Source organism: Rhodococcus sp. ACS1, assembly GCF_002300155.1.
GTDB classification, from domain to species: domain Bacteria; phylum Actinomycetota; class Actinomycetes; order Mycobacteriales; family Mycobacteriaceae; genus Rhodococcus_F; species Rhodococcus_F koreensis.
Map to the genome: position 1 here is coordinate 1,662,484 of NZ_NSDZ01000004.1, position 24,788 is coordinate 1,687,271.

18 protein-coding genes are annotated in these 24,788 nt (G+C 67.4%); 13 read left to right on the forward strand and 5 right to left on the reverse strand.

Features of this window, described 5'->3' with window-relative positions:
- Positions 1 to 37 precede the first annotated feature (37 nt).
- Positions 38 to 967, forward strand: coding sequence for a hypothetical protein (locus tag CJ179_RS20005; RefSeq protein ID WP_095862578.1), 930 nt, complete (start codon positions 38 to 40; stop codon positions 965 to 967).
- Positions 968 to 1,076: 109 nt separating this feature from the next.
- Here the strand turns inward: CJ179_RS20005 and CJ179_RS20010 are convergent, their stop codons facing one another.
- Complete coding sequence (locus tag CJ179_RS20010) at positions 1,077 to 3,239, reverse strand: MMPL family transporter (RefSeq protein WP_072940058.1); 2,163 nt, start codon at positions 3,237 to 3,239, stop codon at positions 1,077 to 1,079.
- Positions 3,240 to 3,648: 409 nt separating this feature from the next.
- Between CJ179_RS20010 and CJ179_RS20015 the strand changes: the two genes are divergently transcribed.
- The 4 genes from CJ179_RS20015 to CJ179_RS20030 all read left to right on the forward strand — a co-directional run bounded on the left by CJ179_RS20015 (position 3,649) and on the right by CJ179_RS20030 (position 12,925).
- Positions 3,649 to 7,155, forward strand: coding sequence for a DNA-directed RNA polymerase subunit beta (locus tag CJ179_RS20015; RefSeq protein ID WP_012688855.1), 3,507 nt, complete (start codon positions 3,649 to 3,651; stop codon positions 7,153 to 7,155).
- Positions 7,156 to 7,273: 118 nt separating this feature from the next.
- On the forward strand, positions 7,274 to 11,230 hold the full coding sequence (locus CJ179_RS20020) for a DNA-directed RNA polymerase subunit beta' (RefSeq protein WP_072940061.1): 3,957 nt from the start codon (positions 7,274 to 7,276) through the stop codon (positions 11,228 to 11,230).
- Between the two features lie 165 nt (positions 11,231 to 11,395).
- Complete coding sequence (locus tag CJ179_RS20025) at positions 11,396 to 12,628, forward strand: M23 family metallopeptidase (protein ID WP_095862579.1); 1,233 nt, start codon at positions 11,396 to 11,398, stop codon at positions 12,626 to 12,628.
- Positions 12,629 to 12,724: 96 nt separating this feature from the next.
- The gene (locus CJ179_RS20030; RefSeq protein ID WP_043826362.1) at positions 12,725 to 12,925 is read left to right on the forward strand and encodes a hypothetical protein; all 201 of its coding nucleotides are present in this window, start codon (positions 12,725 to 12,727) and stop codon (positions 12,923 to 12,925) included.
- Positions 12,926 to 12,930: 5 nt separating this feature from the next.
- On the opposite strand, the gene CJ179_RS20035 is transcribed toward CJ179_RS20030, so the two are convergent.
- Both CJ179_RS20035 and CJ179_RS20040 read right to left on the reverse strand, forming a co-directional pair.
- Positions 12,931 to 13,443 (reverse strand): histidine phosphatase family protein, encoded by a 513-nt coding sequence (locus CJ179_RS20035; RefSeq protein ID WP_072940064.1) that lies wholly within the window; start codon positions 13,441 to 13,443, stop codon positions 12,931 to 12,933.
- Between the two features lie 9 nt (positions 13,444 to 13,452).
- The gene (locus CJ179_RS20040) at positions 13,453 to 14,466 is read right to left on the reverse strand and encodes an aldo/keto reductase (protein ID WP_072940435.1); all 1,014 of its coding nucleotides are present in this window, start codon (positions 14,464 to 14,466) and stop codon (positions 13,453 to 13,455) included.
- A 134-nt stretch (positions 14,467 to 14,600) separates the two neighbouring features.
- Between CJ179_RS20040 and CJ179_RS20045 the strand changes: the two genes are divergently transcribed.
- Positions 14,601 to 15,437, forward strand: a complete 837-nt coding sequence (locus CJ179_RS20045; RefSeq protein WP_095862580.1) for a helix-turn-helix transcriptional regulator — start codon at positions 14,601 to 14,603, stop codon at positions 15,435 to 15,437.
- Here the strand turns inward: CJ179_RS20045 and CJ179_RS20050 are convergent, their stop codons facing one another.
- Positions 15,438 to 16,217, reverse strand: a complete 780-nt coding sequence (locus CJ179_RS20050; protein ID WP_072940069.1) for an acyl-[acyl-carrier-protein] thioesterase — start codon at positions 16,215 to 16,217, stop codon at positions 15,438 to 15,440. It abuts the gene before it with no gap.
- Positions 16,218 to 16,368: 151 nt separating this feature from the next.
- Between CJ179_RS20050 and CJ179_RS20055 the strand changes: the two genes are divergently transcribed.
- The 7 genes from CJ179_RS20055 to CJ179_RS20085 all read left to right on the forward strand — a co-directional run bounded on the left by CJ179_RS20055 (position 16,369) and on the right by CJ179_RS20085 (position 23,807).
- Positions 16,369 to 18,030 carry an FAD-dependent oxidoreductase gene (locus CJ179_RS20055; protein ID WP_072940072.1) on the forward strand — a complete coding sequence of 554 codons (1,662 nt, stop codon included), beginning with the start codon at positions 16,369 to 16,371 and terminating at the stop codon, positions 18,028 to 18,030.
- A 37-nt stretch (positions 18,031 to 18,067) separates the two neighbouring features.
- Positions 18,068 to 19,033 (forward strand): NADPH:quinone oxidoreductase family protein, encoded by a 966-nt coding sequence (locus CJ179_RS20060; protein ID WP_095862581.1) that lies wholly within the window; start codon positions 18,068 to 18,070, stop codon positions 19,031 to 19,033.
- A 107-nt stretch (positions 19,034 to 19,140) separates the two neighbouring features.
- Positions 19,141 to 19,611 carry a MarR family winged helix-turn-helix transcriptional regulator gene (locus tag CJ179_RS20065; RefSeq protein WP_095862582.1) on the forward strand — a complete coding sequence of 157 codons (471 nt, stop codon included), beginning with the start codon at positions 19,141 to 19,143 and terminating at the stop codon, positions 19,609 to 19,611.
- The gene (locus tag CJ179_RS20070; RefSeq protein WP_072940080.1) at positions 19,608 to 21,137 is read left to right on the forward strand and encodes a DHA2 family efflux MFS transporter permease subunit; all 1,530 of its coding nucleotides are present in this window, start codon (positions 19,608 to 19,610) and stop codon (positions 21,135 to 21,137) included. Before CJ179_RS20065 ends, CJ179_RS20070 begins: the two co-directional genes overlap by 4 nt.
- A 145-nt stretch (positions 21,138 to 21,282) precedes the next feature.
- Positions 21,283 to 22,380 carry an LLM class flavin-dependent oxidoreductase gene (locus CJ179_RS20075; RefSeq protein ID WP_072940083.1) on the forward strand — a complete coding sequence of 366 codons (1,098 nt, stop codon included), beginning with the start codon at positions 21,283 to 21,285 and terminating at the stop codon, positions 22,378 to 22,380.
- Entirely contained in the window at positions 22,364 to 22,810 is a 447-nt protein-coding gene (locus tag CJ179_RS20080) for a MarR family winged helix-turn-helix transcriptional regulator (protein ID WP_072940086.1), read from the forward strand. The genes CJ179_RS20075 and CJ179_RS20080 overlap by 17 nt, the downstream gene beginning before the upstream one ends.
- A 19-nt stretch (positions 22,811 to 22,829) precedes the next feature.
- On the forward strand, positions 22,830 to 23,807 hold the full coding sequence (locus CJ179_RS20085) for a pirin family protein (protein WP_095862583.1): 978 nt from the start codon (positions 22,830 to 22,832) through the stop codon (positions 23,805 to 23,807).
- 12 nt (positions 23,808 to 23,819) lie between these two features.
- Here the strand turns inward: CJ179_RS20085 and CJ179_RS20090 are convergent, their stop codons facing one another.
- Entirely contained in the window at positions 23,820 to 24,764 is a 945-nt protein-coding gene (locus tag CJ179_RS20090) for a serine/threonine dehydratase (RefSeq protein WP_072940092.1), read from the reverse strand.
- Positions 24,765 to 24,788: the final 24 nt, after the last annotated feature.

The following is a 24,788-nucleotide window of genomic DNA, read 5'->3' on the forward strand; positions in this document are numbered from 1 at the left end:
GACGACAGCTCGTCGTGCAATGAGAAAGTGGTGAACTATGCCCCCCAAGCGCCGAAACAACGTGCCGGACAGCGCTGCAAAGGGCAGGCGTCCGCGCGTAGCGGGGACCCGTCAGACAACGCCGAAGCCTCCCCGAGCGGACACCCCGGTCGACAAGACGGAACCGGTGAAAAAGCCGGACACGGTGAAGAAGCCGGAACCGGTCGAGAAGGCCGAGACGCCCGCCGTGGTGACCGCGGCCTCCACCGGCACGGCACAGGTTCCCGAGACGACGAAGGCTCCCGTCGCGGACAAGCCCGACACGGACACGACCGTATCGATGGCCAAGACGGTGTCGACGGTGAAGGCTGCGTCGACGGGGAAGGCTGCGTCGGCGGGGAAGGCGAAGGTTCCCAACCTTCAACCGCGCATCAGCAAGCAACAGGCTCCCGCCGTCGCCGAGAACGCGACCGACGCAGGCAGCGGGACCGGTCGCGTCACGTGGAAGCTCGTCGGGGTCCTCGGAGCGGTCGCGGTGGTGTTCGGCGTGTTCGCGGTCGTCGCGGCGTTCAAACCCGGAGCGAACATCACGAACACCGCGTGGGTCGACGCGGGAGCAACCGCCGAGGTGACCAAGGCGGGCACCGAGGCGATCGAGACGCTGTACACCTACAGCTACGAGACGATCGATCAGGACTTCGACAAGGCGCGCGGCTATCTCGATGACGCCAAGCGGGAAGAGTTCGACTCGACCGCCGACACGACCAAGCAAGCTGCCATCCAGACCAAGACGGCCACGCAGGCGTCCGTCACCGACATCGGGGTCACGGTGCTCGACGGTGACCGCGCCGAACTGCTCGCGCACATGAACGTCAGCGCCACCGGTGACGCCGTTGCTCAGGGCAGTGCCGCCACGCCGCTGTCGATCAAGATGGAGAAGATCGACGGCAAATGGGTGCTGTCCGACATCTCCGACAGCGAGGGCTGACCGGCTTCCGGAAAAGACTGAACCGGAGCGAGATTCGTATGCCGGATGATTTCGCGCGTCGAATTGAGTTCTCGGGCAGAGTGAATCGGTTCCGGGAATCGGGACGTCTTCACGATTGAATGGGAATCCCTTGCTGTGGTGACGGTTTCGGGCGGTCGGATGGCCCAGGGGTGGCCGGCTTCCGTGCCAGGAATCCCGGTGCCCACCAATTGGCCTCGCCCATCAACTTCACCAGCGCGGGCACCAGCATCATGCGGATGACGGTGGCGTCGATGAGCAGCGCGATGATCATGCCGAGACCGATGAACCGCATCATCGTCAGTTCCGAGAGCGTGAACGCTCCGGTGACGACGATCAGCAGCGCGGCCGCCGCCGTCACGATGCGTCCGGTGTGCGCCGTGCCGATCCGCACGGCCTCCTCGGTCGACGCGCCCGCGTCGTGGGCCTCGACCATCCGCGACAACAGGAAGATCTCGTAGTCGGTGGAGAGCCCGAAGACCACCGCGATGATGAGGACCACCATCGTCGCGGGCAGGGGCCCCGGCGTCACGCCGAGAAAATCTGCGCCGTGACCGTCCTCGAAGATCCACGTGAGCACACCGAACGAGGCGGCGAGGCTGAGGGTGGCCATGGCGATCGCCTTCAGGGGGAGCACCACGGACCGGAACGCGAGCAGCATCAGCACGAAGGTGACGGCCACCATGATTCCGATCATCCACGGCAGCCGGGCGCCCATCGCGTCCAGTCCGTCGGCGGTCAGGGCGTTCACGCCACCCAGCATCTTCTCGGTTCCGTCCGGGGTGGGGAGGTCGCGCAGGGCGGCGGCCGTCGCCATGGCCCCCGCGGTCCGGTCCGCGTCGTCGAAGACGGCCCGGATGGCGACGAACGTGTCGGTGGCGCCGACCGGCACCACCCGCTGGACCCCGGCGACCGCGGCGGTCGCTGCGAAGAACTCTGCCGTGGCGGCCGGCGGCGGCGCCTTGCCGTCGCTGTCCTGCAGCACGAGTGTCGCCCCGTTGTTGGCGAGCGGGAAATCTGCGGCGAGATCGTCGACGGCGACCCGGAGTGGATGACCCGCCGGCAGTCCGGTGTGATCGAGATCACCCAGCGACGCGCCTGCCAGGGGCGCGGCAAGCACCAGCAGCGCCGCGACGATCGCCGTCGCAATCGGGACGGGCCGCCGCATCACGCGTTCGGCGACGCCGCCCCAGAACCGGTGCGCCCGGTCCTCGCCGCGTTCGACCACTCCCCGTCGCCAGGTCAGCGAGTTGATGCGAGGCCCGAGCAGTACGAGGGCGGCGGGCAGTGCCGACAGCGTCAGCACCGCGGCAATCGCGATGGCCGCCATCCCGCCGTAGGCGAAGGACCGCACGATGGCCTGGGGAAACACGAGCATGCCCACGAAACCGCACACCAGCAGGAGAGCGGAGAACCCCACGGTCCGGCCCGCGGTGGCGAGCGTCCGGCGGACGGCGTCGTCGGTGCCGGCGCCGGACCGCAGCTCCTCACGGAACCGGGTCACCACGAACAGTCCGTAGTCGATCGACATGCCCAGCCCGACGAGACTCGCGATGTTCACCGAGAATGCGCTGACCTCGGTGAAGTACGAGATCACCCGCAGAGCGCCGAGGGCGCCGAGAATCGCGAGACCGCCGACGCACAGCGGTACGGCCGCGCCGACGAGGCCGCCGAAGATGACGAGGAGCAGGAGTAGCAGGATCGGGAACGACACCGCCTCGGCCCGCAATAGGTCGCTCTCGGACACCTCGTTGAAGGCGTTGGCGGCGGCGCTGAAACCGCTGAACTCCGCGGCCGTGCCGTCGATGACCAGCAGCGGCCGGAGGTCGTGGTACGCGGAGATCCGAGTGTTCTCGTCGCCGCTCAGCGACAGCACCACGAGTCCCTCGGTGCCGTCGGTGGACCGCAGGAACTCCTTCGCCTGGGGCGGCGCGGACCAGTACGACAGGGGAGTGTCGGCGAGCACGCCGGGGTCGATCCGCGCGAGGTGGGCGGCGACTTCGGGGCCGAGGTCGTCGATCGTCGAACCCGGACGCGCGTGGTAGGTCACCGCCAGATCGGGGGTCTGTCTGCCGAAAGCCCCCTCGATCAGGCGCTCGACGCGCGCGGACTCGCTGCCCGGGTCGGTGTACCCGCCGAGGCTGAGCCGGTCGAACACCCCCGAACCCCACGCCCCGCCGAGCAGCACCAGCAGCACCGTGGCGGCGAGAACCAGCTTCGGTCTGGCGACGACGAACGAACTCCAGCGCGTCACGGCTCTGCTTCCCTCGAGAAATCGACGGCGATCGCGTGGGCATATTGTTCACCGCCCGTCCGCAGCTGGAAAGGGGTGCCGGGACGAGCCGCGGGCCTCGCGAAACGACACGACACGCCCTCAGACTCTTGACGCCGCGATGATCACGCGTCACTCTGATGCGTGAACATGCGCAGTGACGCGTGGCCGAGCGCCCGGCTGGGTGCTGTTTCGGGTGCCCGACTCGACATCTACCGAGTTTGGGTGTACTTTTGGACGTTGCGCTGGCTGCCTCCTGTCCACCTCTCGTCCGTACCGCTGCGAAGTGATTCACTCTTCAGCAACTGTGACGAGTTTCGTTCGGGTTGTGACCAGCGAAATTCGAAGCAGATACAGCGGCGGTCGCAACAGCAAGAGCGGCCCGCGTGAGGTGCTGGAAGGACGCATCTTGGCAGTCTCTAGCCAGACCAAGGCAGTTTCCGGAATCCCCGGAGCCCCGAAGAGGGTTTCGTTCGCAAAGATTCGCGAACCCCTCGAAGTTCCCGGGCTTCTTGATCTACAAACCGATTCGTTCGAGTGGTTGATCGGTGCGCAGAGCTGGCGCGAACGCGCCGCCGCTCGTGGCGACAGCGCAATCTCCGGCGGTCTCGAGGACATTCTCGCGGAGCTTTCCCCGATCGAGGATTTCTCGGGCTCGATGTCTCTGTCCTTCTCGGACCCGCGCTTCGACGAGGTGAAGGCCTCGACGGACGAGTGCAAAGACAAGGACATGACCTACGCGGCGCCTTTGTTCGTCACCGCGGAGTTCATCAACAACAACACCGGTGAGATCAAGAGCCAGACGGTCTTCATGGGCGACTTCCCGATGATGACCGACAAGGGCACGTTCATCATCAACGGCACCGAGCGTGTCGTGGTCTCGCAGCTGGTGCGTTCCCCCGGCGTCTACTTCGACCACTCCGTCGACAAGGGCACCGAAAAGGACCTGCACAGCGTCAAGGTCATCCCGGGCCGTGGTGCATGGCTCGAGTTCGACGTGGACAAGCGCGACACGGTCGGCGTCCGCATCGACCGCAAGCGCCGCCAGCCCGTCACCGTGCTGCTGAAGGCCCTCGGCTGGACCACCGAGCAGATCGCCGAGCGCTTCGGCTTCTCGGAGATCCTCATGGCGACCCTCGAGAAGGACAACACCGCAGGCACCGACGAGGCGCTGCTCGACATCTACCGCAAGCTGCGTCCGGGCGAGCCGCCGACCAAGGAGAGCGCCCAGACGCTCCTGGAGAACCTGTTCTTCAAGGACAAGCGCTACGACCTGGCTCGCGTGGGCCGCTACAAGATCAACAAGAAGCTGGGCCTGAACACCGGGCAGCCGATCGTCGCGTCGACCCTCACCGAGGAAGACATCGTCGCCACCATCGAGTACCTGGTGCGCCTGCACGCCGGTGACACCGAGATGACCGCCCCCGGCGGCGTCGCGGTGCCCGTCGAGGTCGACGACATCGACCACTTCGGCAACCGTCGTCTGCGCACGGTCGGTGAGCTCATCCAGAACCAGATCCGCGTGGGCCTGTCCCGCATGGAGCGCGTGGTTCGTGAGCGCATGACCACCCAGGACGTCGAGGCGATCACGCCGCAGACGCTGATCAACATCCGGCCCGTCGTGGCTGCGATCAAGGAGTTCTTCGGAACGTCCCAGCTGTCGCAGTTCATGGACCAGAACAACCCGCTGTCGGGGCTGACGCACAAGCGTCGTCTGTCCGCCCTCGGCCCGGGTGGTCTGTCCCGTGAGCGTGCCGGCCTCGAGGTGCGAGACGTTCACCCGTCGCACTACGGCCGCATGTGCCCGATCGAGACCCCCGAAGGTCCGAACATCGGTCTGATCGGTTCGCTGTCGGTGTACGCACGGGTCAACCCGTTCGGATTCATCGAGACGCCGTATCGCAAGGTCGAGGGTGGCCAGGTCACCGACCAGGTCGACTACCTGACCGCGGACGAAGAGGACCGCCACGTCGTCGCACAGGCCAACTCGGCCGTCGACGCCAACGGTCACTTCACCGACGATCGCATTCTGGTCCGTCGTAAGGGCGGCGAGGTCGAGTTCGTCTCGTCCGCCGAGATCGACTACATGGACGTCTCGCCGCGGCAGATGGTGTCCGTCGCGACCGCGATGATCCCGTTCCTCGAGCACGACGACGCCAACCGCGCCCTGATGGGCGCGAACATGCAGCGTCAGGCGGTGCCGCTCGTTCGCAGCGAGGCCCCGCTGGTCGGTACCGGCATGGAGTTGCGTGCCGCCGTCGACGCGGGCGACGTCATCGTCACCGAGAAGACCGGTGTCGTCGAAGAGGTCTCCGCCGACTACGTCACGGTCATGGCCGACGACGGCAGCCGCAAGACGTACCGGATGCGCAAGTTCGCGCGTTCCAACCAGGGCACCTGCGCCAACCAGCGTCCGATCGTGGACGAGGGACAGCGTGTCGAGTCCGGACAGGTCCTCGCCGACGGCCCCTGCACCGAGAACGGTGAGATGGCGCTCGGCAAGAACCTGCTCGTCGCGATCATGCCGTGGGAAGGCCACAACTACGAGGACGCGATCATCCTGTCGCAGCGCCTCGTGGAAGAGGACGTCCTCACCTCGATCCACATCGAGGAGCACGAGATCGATGCCCGCGACACCAAGCTCGGTGCCGAGGAGATCACTCGCGACATCCCGAACGTCTCCGACGAGGTCCTCGCCGACCTCGACGAGCGCGGCATCATCCGTATCGGTGCCGAGGTTCGTGACGGCGACGTGCTGGTCGGAAAGGTCACGCCGAAGGGCGAGACCGAGCTGACCCCGGAGGAGCGCCTGCTGCGCGCCATCTTCGGTGAGAAGGCCCGCGAGGTTCGCGACACGTCGCTGAAGGTTCCCCACGGTGAGACCGGCAAGGTCATCGGCATCCGCGTGTTCTCGCGCGACGACGACGACGATCTGCCCCCCGGTGTCAACGAGCTGGTCCGCGTCTACGTGGCACAGAAGCGCAAGATCCAGGACGGCGACAAGCTCGCCGGCCGCCACGGCAACAAGGGCGTCATCGGCAAGATCCTCCCGCAGGAGGACATGCCGTTCCTGCCCGACGGCACGCCGATCGACATCATCCTGAACACCCACGGTGTTCCGCGTCGTATGAACATCGGTCAGATCTTGGAGACCCACCTCGGGTGGATCGGCAAGACCGGCTGGAACGTTCAGATCGCCGGCGACGGCTCCCGGCCCGATTGGGCGGAGCAGCTGCCGGAGGAGATGCTGTCGGCGCCTTCCGACTCCAACATCGCCACCCCCGTGTTCGACGGCGCCAAGGAAGACGAGCTCACCGGTCTCCTCGGTTCGACGCTGCCGAACCGCGACGGCGAGGTCATGGTCGCGTCCGACGGAAAGGCCACGTTGTTCGACGGCCGTTCCGGCGAGCCGTTCCCGTACCCGGTCTCGGTCGGCTACATGTACATCATCAAGCTGCACCACCTGGTCGACGACAAGATCCACGCTCGGTCGACCGGTCCGTACTCGATGATCACCCAGCAGCCGCTCGGCGGTAAGGCCCAGTTCGGTGGCCAGCGCTTCGGTGAGATGGAGTGCTGGGCGATGCAGGCCTACGGCGCGGCATACACGCTGCAGGAACTGCTCACCATCAAGTCCGACGACGTGGTGGGTCGAGTCAAGGTGTACGAGGCCATCGTCAAGGGCGAGAACATCCCCGAGCCGGGTATCCCCGAGTCGTTCAAGGTGCTCCTGAAGGAGCTCCAGTCGCTCTGCCTCAACGTGGAGGTGCTGTCCTCGGACGGCGCGGCCATCGCGATGGCGGACGGCGACGACGAGGACCTGGAGCGGGCCGCAGCGAACCTGGGCATCAACCTGTCCCGGAACGAGGCGGCGACGGTCGACGACCTCGCGAACTAGTTTTCGGTCCCCGGGTCACGGAAATCCGTGCCCCGGGGGCGTAGTTCACATTTGAATTGGCAGTCAGGAATCGGCGGGTGACCGTTGATCCACAATCCCTCTGGGGAAAGGAAGTTACGTGCTCGACGTCAACTTCTTCGATGAACTCCGCATTGGCCTCGCCAGTGCAGAGGACATCCGCAATTGGTCCTACGGCGAGGTCAAGAAGCCGGAGACCATCAACTACCGCACGCTCAAGCCCGAGAAGGACGGCCTCTTCTGCGAGAAGATCTTCGGCCCCACCCGGGACTGGGAGTGCTACTGCGGCAAGTACAAGCGTGTCCGCTTCAAGGGCATCATCTGTGAGCGCTGCGGCGTCGAGGTGACCCGCGCCAAGGTTCGTCGTGAGCGCATGGGCCACATCGAACTGGCTGCCCCGGTCACCCACATCTGGTACTTCAAGGGCGTGCCCAGCCGTCTCGGCTACCTGCTCGACCTGGCGCCGAAGGATCTCGAGAAGATCATCTACTTCGCCGCGTATGTCATCGTCGGTGTCGACGAGGAACTGCGTCACAACGAGCTGTCCACGCTCGAAGCCGAGATGCAGGTCGAGAAGAAGACCGTCGCCGATCAGCGCGACGCCGACCTCGAGGCCCGCGCTCAGAAGCTCGAAGCCGACATCGCCGAGCTGGAGGCGGAGGGCGCCAAGTCCGACGTCCGCCGCAAGGTCAAGGACGGCGGCGAGCGCGAGATGCGTCAGCTCCGTGACCGCGCGCAGCGCGAGCTGGATCGTCTCGACGAGATCTGGACCACGTTCACCAAGCTCAGCGTCAAGCAGCTCATCGTCGACGAACTGCTGTACCGCGAACTCGTCGACCGCTACGGCGAGTACTTCACGGGCGCCATGGGTGCCGAGTCGATCCAGAAGCTCATGGAGAGCTTCGACATCGACGCCGAGGCCGAGAACCTCCGCGAGACCATCCGCAGCGGCAAGGGGCAGAAGAAGCTCCGCGCACTGAAGCGTCTCAAGGTCGTCGCAGCCTTCCAGGTCAACCAGAACTCGCCCATGGGCATGGTTCTGAACGCCGTCCCGGTGATCCCGCCGGAGCTGCGTCCGATGGTTCAGCTCGACGGTGGCCGCTTCGCCACCTCCGACCTGAACGACCTGTACCGCCGCGTCATCAACCGCAACAACCGCCTCAAGCGACTGATCGACCTCGGTGCCCCCGAGATCATCGTCAACAACGAGAAGCGGATGCTGCAGGAGTCCGTGGACGCGCTGTTCGACAACGGCCGTCGCGGCCGCCCCGTCACGGGTCCCGGTAACCGCCCGCTGAAGTCCCTGAGCGACCTGCTCAAGGGCAAGCAGGGTCGTTTCCGTCAGAACCTGCTCGGTAAGCGCGTCGACTACTCGGGTCGTTCCGTCATCGTCGTCGGTCCGCAGCTCAAGCTGCACCAGTGCGGCCTGCCGAAGCTGATGGCTCTCGAGCTGTTCAAGCCGTTCGTGATGAAGCGCCTGGTCGACCTGAACCACGCGCAGAACATCAAGTCCGCCAAGCGCATGGTGGAACGTCAGCGCGCACAGGTGTGGGACGTCCTCGAAGAGGTCATCGCCGAGCACCCCGTGCTGCTGAACCGTGCACCGACGCTGCACCGCCTGGGCATCCAGGCCTTCGAGCCGCAGCTGGTCGAGGGCAAGGCCATTCAGCTCCACCCGCTGGTGTGTGAGGCCTTCAACGCCGACTTCGACGGTGACCAGATGGCCGTGCACCTTCCGCTGTCCGCGGAGGCGCAGGCCGAGGCACGCATCCTGATGCTGTCGTCGAACAACATCCTGTCGCCCGCGTCGGGTCGACCGCTCGCCATGCCCCGTCTGGACATGGTCACCGGTCTGTACCACCTGACCCGGTTGGACGAGGGTGCCACCGGCGAACTCGCCGCGTCGACGAACGACGAGGCGGAGCAGGGCGTGTACTCCTCGCCCGCCGAGGCTCAGATGGCCGTCGATCGTGGCGCGCTCGTCGTGCAGGCGAAGATCAAGGTGCGGCTCACGCAGCAGCGCCCGCCCCGCGACATCGAGTCGGAGCTGTTCCCCGAAGGCTGGAACTACGGTGACGGCTGGACCGCGGAGACGACGCTGGGTCGCGTGCTCTTCAACGAGCTGCTGCCGGCGGACTACCCGTTCGTCAACGAGCAGATGCCGAAGAAGCGTCAGGCGACGATCATCAACGATCTCGCCGAGCGCTACCCCATGATCGTGGTCGCGCAGACCGTCGACAAGCTGAAGGACGCCGGCTTCTACTGGGCCACGCGTTCGGGTGTCACGGTCTCGATCTCCGACGTCCTCGTGCCGCCGGAGAAGGCTCAGATCATGGAGTCCTTCGAAGCTCAGGCCGATCAGATCGAGAAGAAGTACCAGCGTGGTGCTCTGAACAAGACCGAGCGCAACAGCGCTCTGGTCAAGATCTGGTCCGAGGCCACCGACGAGGTCGGTAAGGCCATGGAGGCCCACTTCCCCGACGACAACCCGATCCCGATGATCGTGAAGTCCGGCGCCGCCGGCAACATGACTCAGGTTCGTTCGCTCGCCGGTATGAAGGGTCTGGTGACCAACCCGAAGGGTGAGTTCATCCCGCGTCCGATCAAGTCTTCCTTCAAGGAAGGCCTGACCGTTCTCGAGTACTTCATCAACACGCACGGTGCCCGTAAGGGTCTGGCCGACACCGCGCTCCGCACCGCCGACTCGGGTTACCTGACCCGTCGTCTGGTGGACGTCTCGCAGGACGTCATCGTCCGCGAGGAGGATTGTGGAACCGAGCGGGGCATCATCACCACGATCGCGGAGAAGCAGGCCGACGGCTCGATGATCCGCGACGCTCACGTGGAGACGAGCACGTACGCTCGTACCCTGTCAGCCGATGCGGTGGACGAGAACGGCAACGTCATCGTCCAGCGCGGACACGACCTGGGCGACCCGGCAATCGACGCACTGCTCGAGGCAGGCATCACTAAGGTCAAGGTCCGTTCGGTGCTCACCTGCACCACGGGCACCGGCGTCTGCGCCACCTGCTACGGCCGTTCGATGGCCACCGGCAAGCTGGTCGACATCGGTGAGGCCGTCGGTATCGTCGCCGCCCAGTCCATCGGTGAGCCCGGTACTCAGCTGACCATGCGTACCTTCCACCAGGGTGGTGTCGCCGGAGAAGACATCACCGGTGGTCTGCCGCGTGTCCAGGAGCTGTTCGAGGCCCGCGTCCCCAAGGGCAAGGCCCCGATCGCCGACGTCACCGGACGCGTGCAGCTCGAGGACGGCGACCGCTTCTACAAGATCACCATCGTCCCGGACGACGGTGGCGAAGAGGTTGTCTACGACAAGCTCTCGAAGCGTCAGCGTCTGCGTGTCTTCAAGCACGACGACGGCACCGAACGCCTTCTGGCCGACGGTGACCACGTCGAGGTCGGTCAGCAGCTCATGGAAGGTGCTGCCGATCCGCACGAGGTGCTGCGTGTCATGGGCCCCCGTCAGGTGCAGATCCACCTCGTCAACGAGGTCCAGGAGGTGTACCGGAGCCAGGGTGTGTCGATCCACGACAAGCACATCGAGGTCATCGTGCGCCAGATGCTGCGTCGCGTGACGATCATCGATTCGGGCGCCACGGAGTTCCTGCCCGGTTCGCTGACCGAGCGTGCCGACTTCGAGGCGGCCAACCGCCGTGTCGTCGCCGAAGGTGGCGAGCCGGCAGCCGGACGTCCGGTGCTGATGGGTATCACCAAGGCATCGCTGGCGACCGACTCGTGGCTGTCCGCGGCGTCGTTCCAGGAGACCACTCGCGTCTTGACCGATGCGGCGATCAACTGCCGCAGCGACAAGCTGATCGGTCTGAAGGAAAACGTGATCATCGGAAAGCTGATCCCTGCCGGTACCGGTATCAACCGTTACCGCAACATCCAGGTTCAGCCGACCGAAGAGGCCCGCGCTGCTGCGTACGCGGTTCCGTCCTACGACGACCAGTACTACAGCCCGGACGGCTTCGGCCAGAACACCGGTGCCGCGGTGCCGCTGGACGACTACGGTTTCAGCAACGATTACCGGTAGGCGCTCCGCGCCTGTGAGTGGTTGACGAGTCCCCGGACTCGCTGAGCACTCACCAACGGACGAAGGCCCCACCCCTCTCTCTTCGGGGGTGGGGCCTTCATCTGGTTTCGGTGCCTCCAGCCGTTTCGAGCCTTGTCGCAGGATGTTCAGCGTTGCTAGCGTCGAATGATGGCCCGGTCGAGGTTCGCCGTCGCGCTCGCACTCGCCGCCGTCGTGGGAGTCGCGACCTCCTGCACGGCCTCGGACACCCAGCAGAGCGAGGCGACGTCGCCTGCGGCGCCGGCCTCGTCCGGCACCCCCGCGGTGATCACCCCGGTGGTCGCGGACGTGGTGGCCGCACCGATCCCGGTGACGGGCAGCGACGGCCGCGTGCACCTGGCCTACGAACTGCGGCTGACGAACACCGGTTCGCAGCCGGCGACGATCACATCGCTGCAGGTGAAAGGTGACGGCCGCACACTGGTGGACCTGAGCGGCGATGCGCTGACACCGTGGTTCCAGGCCCTGGGCGGCGGTCCGAAGGCAGGCAACGTCCTCGCCCCCGGACAGCAGGGGCTGGTGTGGATCGACGCGACCCTCGACAGTCCCGACGACGTGCCGCGCAGCCTCGACCACGTCGTGAACGTCGACTTCCCGCAGGCGACGTCGCTCGTGCCGAAGCAACTCGCCGAGAACGTGGCGGACACGAACGTCGACACCCGCGAGGCCGTCCGGATCCGCTCGCCGCTCGACGGTCCGCGTTGGCTCGACGGCACCGGCTGCTGCACGGTCACCTCCCACCGCGCCGCCGTGCTGCCGATCAACGGCCGGATGCTGGCGGCCGAGCGTTTCGCGATCGATTTCGTCCAACTCGACGAGCAGGGTCGCATCTACACCGGCGACCAAAAGCAGCTGTCGAGCTACGCGTACTACGGCGCACCGGTCCGCGCCGTGTCGGACGGCGAAATCATCGCCGTCGTGGGCGATCTGTCCGAACAGGTTCCGGGGGCCACTCCACAGGGACTGCCGCTCGACCAGTACGGCGGAAACCACGTCGTGCAGGCGATCGGGGACGGGCGGTTCGCGTTCTACGCGCACCTGCAGCCCGGCAGCGTGGACAACATCAGCGTCGGCCAGAACCTGCGGGCGGGCGAGCAGATCGGTTTGCTCGGCAACAGCGGAAACACCGACGCGCCGCACCTGCACTTCCATGTGATGGACGGGCCGGACTTCCTGGCGTCGAACGGCATTCCGTTCGAGTTCGAGAACTTCGACCTCGACGGTCGGGTGACGGGGGAGAGCTTCGAGGCCGCTGCCACTGCCGGCGCCCCGGTGGTCGACGCGACGGGAACGCAGACCGGATCGCGCACCGACGAGATGCCGCTGTACCTCGACGTCGTGACGTTCCCGGGCAGCTAGCCGAGGAGCGGCGCCCGAGCACGACGGCACTCGCCCCGTGAAGACTATCCTCGACATCACCTGTCCGATATGCGTGGTTCGCTGAACGGAGACGAGATGTCCGAGAAGAAGATCGATCGCGTGAAGGCCGAGTCGGCACTCGAAGTCGTGCGGGAGAGCCCGACGATCGCGCTCATCACCGTCGCGCCGGCGCTGGTCGTCTTCGGCGTGGTCTGGTGGCTGTTCGGATTCTGGTCCGCGCTGGTGCTGGTCCTGATCCTCGGTGTCGTCGCCGTCGTCGGCCGGAAGCTGTTCTGAGGCCGCTACCGCGGAACGTGGAACGTGGCCAGTGACGCCGCGCTCGACGTGAGTTCGTCCCACTCGCACGGCACCGTGAGGACCGCGAGCGCGGACGTCGGGAACTTCTCCCGCATCAGGTCGGCGTCCCCGGTGTCGGGGTTGCCTGCGAGATCCAGAGCCGTCGACGGCATGCCGGGAACATGCCCGACGACGAGCAGCGTGCGCACCGACGGTTCGATCCGCACGATTTCCATGAGCACCTCGGACGGGTACGCGCCGTAGAGTTCCTCGGCGAACCGGGCGGGAGCGCCGACCCGGGTCGCCTCCAGTGTTTCCCGGGTGCGGCGAGCGGTCGAACACAGCACGGCGTCGATCGGAGGCTGGGTCGACCGCAGCCACTCACCAGCCAGACCCGCCTGCTTCCGTCCGCGCGGCGCCAACGGCCGCTCGTGATCCGCGACCCCCTCCGGGTACGCCGACTTGCCGTGGCGCATCAGTATGAGGGTGCGATTCCGCGACGAGCTGTGCGAGGCCATGGCTAGACGCTAGCGCCCCACGCCGGCGCGTTCACTGTCGAGCTGGGCCATCTGCGCAGGCGCGTAGCGCTCCCCGGCGACAGCGGTGTCGGGGACCGCCGCGGCGATCGCCGTGAGGTCGCCGGCGCCGAGGTGGACGTCGAGCGCGCCGAGGGTCTCCTCGAGCCGGGCGACGGTGCGTGCCCCGATCACCGGCACGATGTCGTCGCCCTGGGCGAGAACCCACGCGATCGCCAGTTGTGCGGCGCTCACCCCGTGCTGCGCGGCGACGGCGGCGAGCGAGTCGACGAGGGTGAGGTTCTGCCGGAGGTTCTCACCCTGGAACCGGGGGCTGTGCGCGCGGAAGTCGTCGGCCGCGAGGGCCTGGCCGGTGTGCAGCGAATCGCTGAGCAGACCGCGGGAGAGTACGCCGTAGGCCGTGATGCCGATCCCGAGTTCCCGGCAGAGCGGCAGGATCTCGGCCTCGATGCCCCGGGAGATGAGCGAGTACTCGATCTGCAGGTCCGTGATCGGGTGCACCGCCGCGGCTCGGCGCAGCGTTTCGGGACCCACCTCGGACAGTCCGATGTGGCGCACGTAGCCGGCGTCGACGAGTTCACCGATCGTGCCGACGGTGTCCTCGATCGGCACGTCGGGGTCGAGGCGGGCGGGGCGGTAGATGTCGATGTAGTCGACGCCGAGCCGCTGCAGCGAGTACGCGAGGAAGTTCCGGATCGAGTCGGGTCTCGTGTCGACACCGGCCCACGTTCCGCCGGGCCCGCGCAGCCCACCGAACTTGACGCTGAGGACCACCTCCTCGCGCCGACGGCCGTGCAGGGCCGTGCCGATCAGGGACTCGTTGTGGCCCGAGCCGTAGAAGTCTCCGGTGTCGACGAGGTCGATCCCGGCGTCGAGGGCCGCATGGATCGTGGCGACGGACTCCACGTCGTCCGAAGCGCCGTACGTCCCGGACATTCCCATTGCGCCGAGGCCGAGCCGGCCGACGGCCGGACCCGTGGTTCCGAGTGCGGTGGTGCTGATCATGTTCTGCTCCGATGATCGGTGTGTGTTCCTGACCGACACCAGCGTCGCCGTCGGCGGGCCCGGCAACCAGAGACCGTTCATCGGGGGACCGGCGATCCCTGGCAGCGCCCCGGCCGGTCCGGCACAGTTGGGTCATGGACCGTTCCGAGCTGGCCGACTTCCTCCGCCGTCGCCGGGAACAGCTGGTGCCTGCGGACGTCGGCCTGGCGCCGGGAGTGCGGCGGCGGACGCCGGGACTGCGGCGCGACGAGGTGGCGCTGCTGGCGGGAATGTCCACCGACTACTACACGCGACTCGAGCAGGCTCGCGGTCCGCACCCGTCGACGCAGGTCCTGGCGTCGATGGCGCGGGCTCTGCGGCTCACCGACGATCAGCGCGATCACCTGTATCTGCTGTCCGGGCAGGTGCCGCCGATGCGGGCCGCGGGCAACAAGCACGTCGGGCCGGGGCTGCTGCACCTACTCGACAAACTCGACGACACCCCCGGCTGCGTCATCTCGGACCTCGGGGAAGTGCTGATCCAGAGCCGGATGCACGTGATCCTGTTCGGCGACGTGACCCGGTATGCGGGACTCGACCGGTACATCACGTGGCGGTGGTTCGCGCACCCCGCCGAGCGCGGACTGTTCCCCGCGGACGATCACGATCGTCTCGCCGGACAGCACGTCGCGGATCTGCGGGCGACAGCGGCCCGGCGCGCGGGCGACGCCGACGTCACCGAACTCGTCGCCCGGCTGTACGAGACGAGCACCGAATTCGCGGCGCTCTGGGACCGGCACGACGTGGCCGTCCGCCGATCCGACACGAAGAGCGTTCTCCACGACGAGGTCGGGCGCATCGACCTCGTCTGCGAGACGTTGCTGACGCAGGGCGCCTATCAGCACCTGCTCGTGTACATGCCGCAGCCGGGCTCCGATGCGCGCGCCAAGCTCGACCTGTTGCGGGTGATCGGCACCCAGCAGATGGTGTGATCAGGTGGTGATCGGCCCGACGTGGGCCACCGCCCGCAGCGCGTCGTCGACCAGGAACCACACCGTCAGCGACGTGTCGTCCCGGCGCCTGCGCAGGACGATCCTGTCGGTCGACACGATGGGCGCGAGGTATTCGAGCACTGCGCGGTGTGGGTTGTCGACGAGGCGGCCGCCGCCGGGATGCTCGTGGTCGGCGAGCAGTTCCTCGACCGCCTGCCAGTAGACGGCGTTGTTGACGTGGTCGAAGGGGTCGATGTCGGTGCGGCGCAGAACGAACTCGCTGTCCTCGATCCCGTCCTCGTCGGCGGCCGGCGCGTTCTCGACGAGCCACCGTTTCCACTTCAGCCGGTGTTCCTCTGCGGACTCCCCGAGGCGTTCGATGAACCCGTCGTCGATGCGGGTGGGCATGCCCGTTTCGCCGCTGATGTGGATCCAGAACCCCTCGGTCTCGATCAGCGCGCCCGCCTCACCCTGGATCTGCACGCGCATGTTCGTCCAGCGCGTCGACAGTGCCGAGCACCAGCGTCGGAGGTGTACGCGTTCGGGCCACACGGCGGGCCGCAGGACGTCGATGACGGTGCGCCGGACGATCCACAGCGGGTGGCTGTCGGCGGCGTCGACCGCGTCGAGGTTGTCCAGACCGGCGTCCTGCAGGTAGCGCGCGATGCCGTCGAGGCGGAGTCGTTTGGCGGCGTCGATGTCGCCGGTGCGAACCGGCCAGGACGTCTCGAAGAAGCGGCCGCGTGAGGGCGGAGCGGCGAGGGGGCGGTCGAGTGCCAAGATGCGGTTCCTTCGCTCGTGGACGGGCCCTGATTCTTTCATCCGGCGCCGGTGCTTGTTTGCGGACGCGATTCTCAGTACAGTTCATATAACTGTTACCACGTGTAACACAAATTAGTTCGATGGTCCGGACAGGTGTGAGGAAACCGCAATGGCATATGTCATCACCCAGGCGTGCTGCAACGACGCGAGCTGCGTCTCCGCATGCCCCGTGAACTGCATCCATCCGACGCCGGAGGAACGGGAATTCGCGCAGACCGAGATGCTGCACATCGACCCGGAAACCTGCATCGACTGCGGGGCCTGCGTCGACGCCTGTCCGGTCGACGCGATCTTCCCCGAAGACAAGCTCCTCGGCTCGCTCACCCGCTACAAGGACATCAACGCCGAGTACTACACGACCAACCCCATGCCGACCGGGTGGATCCCGCTCACGCCCGCGACCCCGCCGCGGCGCGACCTGGGCACGCTGCGGGTCGCCGTCGTCGGGGCCGGCCCGGCCGCCTGCTACGCCGCGGGTGAACTGCTCGAACGTTCGGACGTCGAGGTCGAGATGTTCGAGAAGCTGCCGACCCCGTGGGGACTCGTCCGCGCCGGCGTCGCGCCCGACCATCCCGGCACCAAGGAGGTGACCCGGATGTTCGAATGGAGTCTCGACCGGCCCAATTTCGAGTTCCACCTCAACGTCGAGGTCGGCAAGCACGTCACCCACGACGAGCTGCTGGAGAATCACCACGCCGTCATCTACGCCGTCGGGGCGTCGAGCGACCGGCGGCTGGGAATCCCGGGTGAGGATCTCCCCGGCGTGCACGCCGCCACGGAGTTCGTGGCCTGGTACAACGGCCACCCGGACTACGCGGGGTGCACGTTCGACCTGTCCGCGAAGCGCGCGGTGATCGTCGGCAACGGCAACGTCGCGCTCGACGTGGCCCGCATCCTCACGATGAACGTCGAGGAGCTGGAGCGGACGGACATCGCCGATCACGCCCTCGCCGCGCTGCGGCGCAGCAACATCGAGGAGGTCGTGCTCCTCGGCCGTCGTGGACCGGCTCAGGCCGCATACAGCAACCCGGAGTTCCTGGCGCTCGGCGACCTCGAGAACGTGGACCTCGTCATCGACGACGCCGACCTGGACCTCGACCCGGCCAGCGCGGCGCTGCTGGACGATCCGGCCACCGCGATGAAGGTCCGGCTGGCGCGAGAGTTCGCGCAGCGCGCGCCCCGACCCGGTCACAAGCGCATCGTGTTCCGCTACCTGACGTCGCCGATCGAGGTCACCGGCACCGGCAACGCCGAGGCCCTGCGTTACGGGCGCAACGAACTGGTGGTCGACGAATCCGGCGCGCTGTCCGCCCGGGCCCGCGGCGAGGAGGGTTCGCTGGAGACCTCGCTCGTGCTGCGCTCCATCGGGTACCGCGGAAATCCCGTCGGCGGCGTCGCCTTCGACGACAGGCGCGGCGTGATCCCCAACGAGCACGGCCGGGTCACCGACCGGGTGTATGTCACCGGGTGGATCAAGCGCGGTCCCAGCGGGGTCATCGGCACCAACAAGGCGTGTGCCAAGGAGACCGTGTCCTCGCTGCTCGCGGATTTCGAGGCCGGCGAACTCCTCGGCACGGTCGGGACCCGCAAGGACGTGAAGAAGCTCGTCGAGCGGCGCCAGCCGGAACAGATCGGCTTCGCCGGCTGGCGTGCGATCGACAAGGCGGAGACATCGCGCGCGGCGGGATCGGCCCGGCCGCGCGTGAAGATGACCGACAAGGTCGAGATGGTGACCGTCGCCCGCAGACGGAAGCGACTGTTCGCTCGTTGACGCCTCCCGCCACCCCTGCGCGTCTAGTGTTTCGAGCATGCGCGCAGTGGTGGTGACGGAGCTGTCGGGGCCGGGCGGCATGACGCTGCGGGACGTTCCCGAACCGGCGGCCGAGGGGCTGGTCCTGATCGACGTCAAGGCGAGCGGCGTGTGCTTTCCCGACCTGCTGATCAGCTACGGCAAGTATCAGCTCCGGCCCGAACCGCCGTTCGTCCCCGGCTCCGAAGTCGCGGGTGTCGTGGTGTCGGCGCCCGACGGGAGCGGACTCGAGCCGGGCCGCCGGGTGCTGGCGGCACCGCAGGTCGGCGGTTACGCCGAACGGGCCGCGGTGCCTGCCGCGCAGGTGCTGCCCATCCCGTCGACGCTGGGTTTCGAGGAAGCGGCGTCGCTGATCGTCAACTACCAGACGATGGAATTCGCGCTGGAGCGCCGGGCACGACTGCGGGCCGGCGAAACCGTCGTCGTCCTCGGCGCTGCGGGTGGCGTGGGGACGTCCAGCATCCAGCTGGCCAAGGCGCACGGCGCCCACGTGATCGCGGTGGTGCGCCGGGACGGGGCCGACGACTTCCTCCGCGAACTGGGGGCCGACGAGGTCGTCCGCCTCGACGACGGCTGGGGCGCCCGGGCGCGTGAGCTGACCGGCGGCCGGGGCGCGCAGATCGTGGTGGACCCGGTCGGCGGCGACGCATTCGACGAGGCCGTCCGAGTGCTGGCCCCGGAAGGGCGTCTGGTCGTGATCGGTTTCGCCGGCGGTGCGATCCCCGAGGTGAAGGTGAACCGCGTGCTGTTCCGCAACATCAGCATCGTCGGGGCGGCGTGGGGCGAGTTCCTCCGCACCGAACCGAATGCGCTGGAAGAGGTGCACGCCGCGCTGATCCGGCACGTGGAGCGCGGACTGCGCCCGGTCGTCACGTCCAGGTACCCGCTCGAGCATGCCGCGGATGCGCTGCGCGATCTCGAGGCCGGCCTCGTGCTGGGCAAGGCGGTCCTCGTCCAGGACTGAACCCGCAGGTCGTGGGCGCTGCCGGGGAATGTGATACCGGACACCATTTATTCGGTTGCGCCTTAGTTGCTCTTGGGCAATAGTTGCATAAGCGCTAGCATTCGAGGGTGCCCGACAATTCTCCTGATCTTCTCTTCGAACTACTCAACGACTTCTTCACCCGACTGTTGAGTGCGGGGGAGTCGGAGTCAATGGACAACCTCATCGAGCTCGACCTCACGTTTTCGCAGGTGCGCATGCTCTTCGCGCTGGCTCAGCACGGTGAGCCGCTTCCGATCAACGAAGTGGCCGAGCGGTTGCGGCTCTCGGTTGCCGCGGCGGGTCGAAACGTCGATCAACTCGTGAAGCTGGGTCTCGTGGTCCGCCGGGAGGACGAGCGGGACCGGCGGGTCAAACGGGTCTCCCTGTCGGAGGCCGGGCATAAGGTCGCCAACCAGCACATCGACTGCAAGCGTGATCAGTTGCGACGGTTCGCATGGCGGGTTCCGGAGAGCGAGCGGACTCGGCTGATCGAGGCACTACAACCGATCCTCGCGGGGGAGTCCCTGCGAGAACTCAACCAGGAGATATTCGGATGACATCGCCGACCGCCGCGAACGCGGCGCCCGACAAGCTCGACGGCACGGTCCTCAAGATCGCGTCCGTGGTGGTGCTCGGTGCCATCATGTCGATCCTCGACGTGACCGTCGTCAGCGTTGCGCTGCCGACGTTCGCCACCGAGTTCGACACCACGTACGCCACCGTCGCATGGACGATGACCGCGTACACCCTCGCCCTGGCGACCGTCATCCCCGTCACCGGGTGGGCGGCCGACCGCTTCGGCACCAAACGCCTCTACATGACGGCCCTCGTGCTGTTCGTGCTCGGCTCGGTGCTGTGTAGTTTCGCGTGGGACATCACGTCGCTGATCGGCTTCCGCGTCCTGCAGGGGCTCGGCGGCGGCATGTTGATGCCGCTCGGCATGACGATCATGACGAAGGCTGCAGGCCCCGACCGCGTCGGCCGGGTCATGGCGGTTCTCGGTATCCCCATGCTGCTCGGACCCATCGGTGGCCCGATCCTCGGCGGCTGGCTGATCGAGGCGGCGAGCTGGCACTGGATCTTCCTGATCAACCTGCCCATCGGCATCATCGCCCTGGCTGCCGCGTTCATCATCCTGCCGTCCGACCAGGCCTCGCCGTCCGAGTCCTTCGACTTCCTCGGCATGCTGCTGCTCTCGCCGGGTCTGGCGCTGTTCCTGTTCGGTGTGTCGTCCATCCCGGAGGTGGGCACCGTCGCCTCGGCCCGCGTGCTGGCGCCCGGTGTGATCGGCCTGGTCCTGATCGTCGCGTTCATCTTCCACGCGCTGCGCAAGGACCACCCGCTGATCGACCTGCACCTGTTCAAGAACCGGCAGCTGTCGGTCGCGGTCATCACGACTTCGCTGTTCATCGTCGCGTTCATGGGTGCCGGTCTGCTGTTTCCGAGCTACTTCATCCAGGTCGGCGGGCACACCACGCTCGCGGCCGGTCTGCTGATGGCTCCGCAGGGTATCGGCGCGATGCTGACGATGCCGGTGGCCGGACGACTCGTCGACAAGATGGGCCCCGGCAAGATCGTGCTGACGGGTCTGCCGCTGATCCTCATCGGGCTGGGCGTCTTCACGCAGGTGGCGGCGGATTCGCCGACCTGGCTGCTGATGGGTGCGCTGTTCGTGATGGGTATGGGCATGGGCTGCACCATGATGCCGCTGATGACCGCGGCGATCGTGACGCTGTCCAACGACCAGGTCGCGCGTGGTTCCACGCTGATGAACATCGTCCAGCAGACCGCGGGTTCGATCGGTACCGCCGTCATGTCGGTGGTCCTCACCAACCAGTTGCTCGATCGCGGTCTCGACAGTCAGACGGTCGCGATGCAGCACGTGCCCGAGGTCGCCGCACAGGAGCCTCCCGGAATGGTGGACCAGGTCCTGAGCCAGGCCGCCGACGCGTTCGGCAACACGTTCCTGGTCGCCACCGTGCTGATCGCGTTGACGCTCATCCCGGCGTTCCTGCTGCCGCGGAAGAAGTCGGTCAACCCGCGTCTCGAGGCCGAGGGTGCCCCGACGGTCATGATGCACTGATCGGGCTCGTCCCGACCGAACGTCGCCGAGGGCGGCAAGCGCACTGCGCTTGCCGCCCTCGGCCGTTTCCGGAATAGGCCGAAGTGGTTGAATGTTGCAATAGGTTCATGCAAATGCATGGAGTTCTGACGTGAGAGGAACAGCTATGCAGTTCGGAATCTTCACCGTCGGCGACGTCACGGCCGATCCCACTACCGGCCGCACACCCACCGAGCACGAGCGCATCAAGGCGATGACGACCATCGCCAAGCACGCCGAGGACGTCGGGCTCGACGTGTTCGCCACCGGCGAGCACCACAACCCGCCGTTCGTGCCTTCGTCACCCACCACCATGCTGGGCTACCTCGCCGCGCAGACCGAGAAGATCATCCTGTCCACGTCCACGACGCTGATCACCACCAACGACCCGGTGAAGATCGCCGAGGACTACGCGATGTTGCAGCACCTCGCGGACGGCCGGGTGGATCTGATGATGGGCCGCGGAAACACGGCCCCCGTCTATCCGTGGTTCGGCCAGGACATCCGGCAGGGCATCCCGCTGGCGCTCGAGCACTACCGGTTGCTGCGCCGACTGTGGGACGAGGATGTCGTGGACTGGCAGGGGCAGTTCCGCACTCCGCTGCAGGGCTTCACCTCCACGCCGCGCCCGCTCGACGGCGTCCCGCCGTTCGTCTGGCACGGGTCGATCCGCAGCCCGGAGATCGCCGAGATCGCGGCATTCCACGGCGACGGTTTCTTCGCCAACAACATCTTCTGGCCCAAGGAGCACTACATCGCCCTGATCAACCTCTATCGCGAGCGGTACGAGCACTACGGCCACGGCCGCGCGGACCAGGCGATCGTCGGCCTGGGCGGGCAGGTGTTCATGCGCCGCAACGCCCAGGACGCCGTCGACGAGTTCCGGCCCTACTTCGACAACGCCCCGGTCTACGGCCACGGGCCGAGCCTCGAGGACTTCACCGACCAGACCCCGTTGACCGTCGGCACCCCGGAGCAGGTGATCGAGAAGACCCTGACGTTCGCCGACTTCTTCGGCGACTACCAGCGGCAGTTGTTCCTCGTCGATCACGCGGGACTTCCCCTGAAGACGGTGCTCGAGCAGCTGGACCTGCTCGGCGGCGAGGTCGTGCCCGTGCTGCGCAAGGAGTTCGACGCCCGCAGGCCTGCCGGGGTGCCGGACAACCCGCCGACGCACGCGTCGATGAAGTCCGATCGCGAGCCGGTCGATGCCGCCCGCCAGTAGGACCGAACGGGCGGCCGAGGCGTGGGAGGCGCTGTTCCGCGCGCAGGTCGCGGTGATGCGGAACCTCGCAGCCGACGACGTGTGGGACGAGCTGAGCATGCGCGAGTACGACGTGCTGTTCACACTCGGCCGGGCACCCGGGCGCAGGCTGCGCCTGCACGACCTCAATCGGGAGATCCTGCTCAGCCAGCCGTCGCTGAGCAGGCTCGTCGAGCGGCTGGCCGGCTCCGGGTACGTCACCCGGGAGGGCGATCCCGGCGACCGCCGCGGGACCGTCGTCGCACTGACCGAGGAGGGTGTGCGGGTGCAGAAGTCCGTCGGACGCAGGCACGCGGCGAGCATCCGGCGGCACGTCGGCCCGGCACTGTCCGAAGACGAACTCGACACGCTCACCGAACTCTGCGCGAAACTGCGCGGCGCACAGGACTGACGAAAGGCACGATGGAGCAGTGAGCAATCTGGAGACGAACACGGTGGAAGAGCGGTGCGAATCGCACCCCGACGGCGGCGGCATCCAGGTGCTCGGCGCGCGCGAGGTCCCGCTCGGCGGCCCCCGCGCGATGCCGGTCCGGCGCACCCTCCCGCAGCGCGACCGTTCGCTGATCGGAGCCTGGTGCTTCGCCGACCACTACGGTCCGGACGACGTCGCGAAGACGGGCGGGATGAACGTGCCACCGCACCCGCACACGGGACTGCAGACGGTGAGCTGGCTGTTCACCGGCGAGATCGAACACCGCGACAGCATCGGCTCGCACGCGATGGTGCGTCCCGGTGAGGTCAACCTGATGACCGCGGGGCGGGGGATCGCGCACTCCGAGGTCTCGACACCGCAGACGCGGATCCTGCACGGCGCGCAACTGTGGGTGGCGTTGCCGGCGTCGGCGCAGGACGCGGAGCCGGCATTCGAGACGTACGCGCCCGATCCGGTCGTCCGGGGCGGTGCAACGGTGCGAGTGTTCCTCGGAAGCACGGTGGGCTCCACGTCGCCGGTGCGCACGTTCACGCCGCTGCTCGGTGCGGAAATCCTGCTGGAGCCGGGTGCCGACATCACCCTCGACATCGAGCGCGGCTTCGAGGTGGGGGTGCTCGTGGACGAGGGTGAGGTGCAGCTGCGCGGGACCACGCTGCGCTGGGCGGAACTCGGCTATCAGCCGCCCGGCGAGTCGCTGGTGGCGCTGCGCAACACGGGCGGTACCCGGGCGCGGCTGCTGGTGCTCGGCGGCGAGCCGCTCGGCGAGCAGGTGATCATGTGGTGGAACTTCCTCGGCCGCAGCCACGAGGACATCGTCGGCTACCGCCGCGAATGGCAGTCCGAACTCCGGGGCGCGGCGCACGCCGACCCCCGGTTCGGCACGGTCGAGGGCTACGACGGCGATCCGCTGCCCGCTCCCGAACTGCCGAACAGCCGCCTGAAACCGCGCAGCTGACGGGCGGCCGGATCAGTAACTGGTCAGCGACGTGTTGGCGCCGCACAGCACCACGCAGAGCGGCTTGTCGCCGGTCGGGCGGAGCTGTCCGGTGACGATCGCGGCGAGCGCCGCTGCGGTGCCGTGTTCGACGACGATCCGGAACTCCTCCCACAGCAGCGTTCGCGCGTCGATCAGGGCGTCGTCGTCGACGATCAGGCTGGAGACGGGCCGCGAGCGGACCGTCTCCCAGGCGATGGAGCCGATCCGGGTGGCGCCGAGGGAATCGCCGGCGATGCTGTCGATGTCGATGTCCGCGGGTTGCCGGGCGGCGACCGCGGAGTGCAGCGTCGCCGCTCCGCTCGGCTCCACACCGAAGATGCTGTCGTCCTCGCCGCTGCCGGCGATGACGCCGGACAGCAGTCCGCCGCCGCCGACGGCGATCACGTAGGACAGCGGCTCGGCGACGTCGTCCTGGATCTCGAGCGCGATGGTGCCCGCGCCGGCGACGATGTCGGGGAGATCGTAGGCGTGCAGGGCGAGGGCGCTCGACGACGCCGCGAGTTCCGTCGCGTACTCGGCCGCCTCGGCGTACCGGTCGCCGACCTTGCGCACGTCCGCGCCGAGCGCGATCAGCTTGTCGATCTTGACGTCGGGTGCCGTGACGGGGACGACCACGGTGCACTTCACACCCCGGAGCCGCGACGCCCACGCCGCTCCGATGGCGGCGTTCCCGCCCGACGCGATGACGACGCCTGCGTCGTCTAGGCGTCCGTCCTCCTCGGCGTGCAGCAGCGCGTTGAGACTGCCCCGCACCTTGAACGAGCCGCCGTACTGCAGGAATTCGAGTTTGAAGATCACCGGCACGGCGCCGTGGACGGTGGGCACGGTGGTGCGGAACGTAGGGGTCCGGCGGATCAGGCCGGTGATACGTTCACGCGCCCTGTCCACGGATGCGCGATCGACGGAATCAGCCATGGTCTCATCGTTCCATCCCGTGTG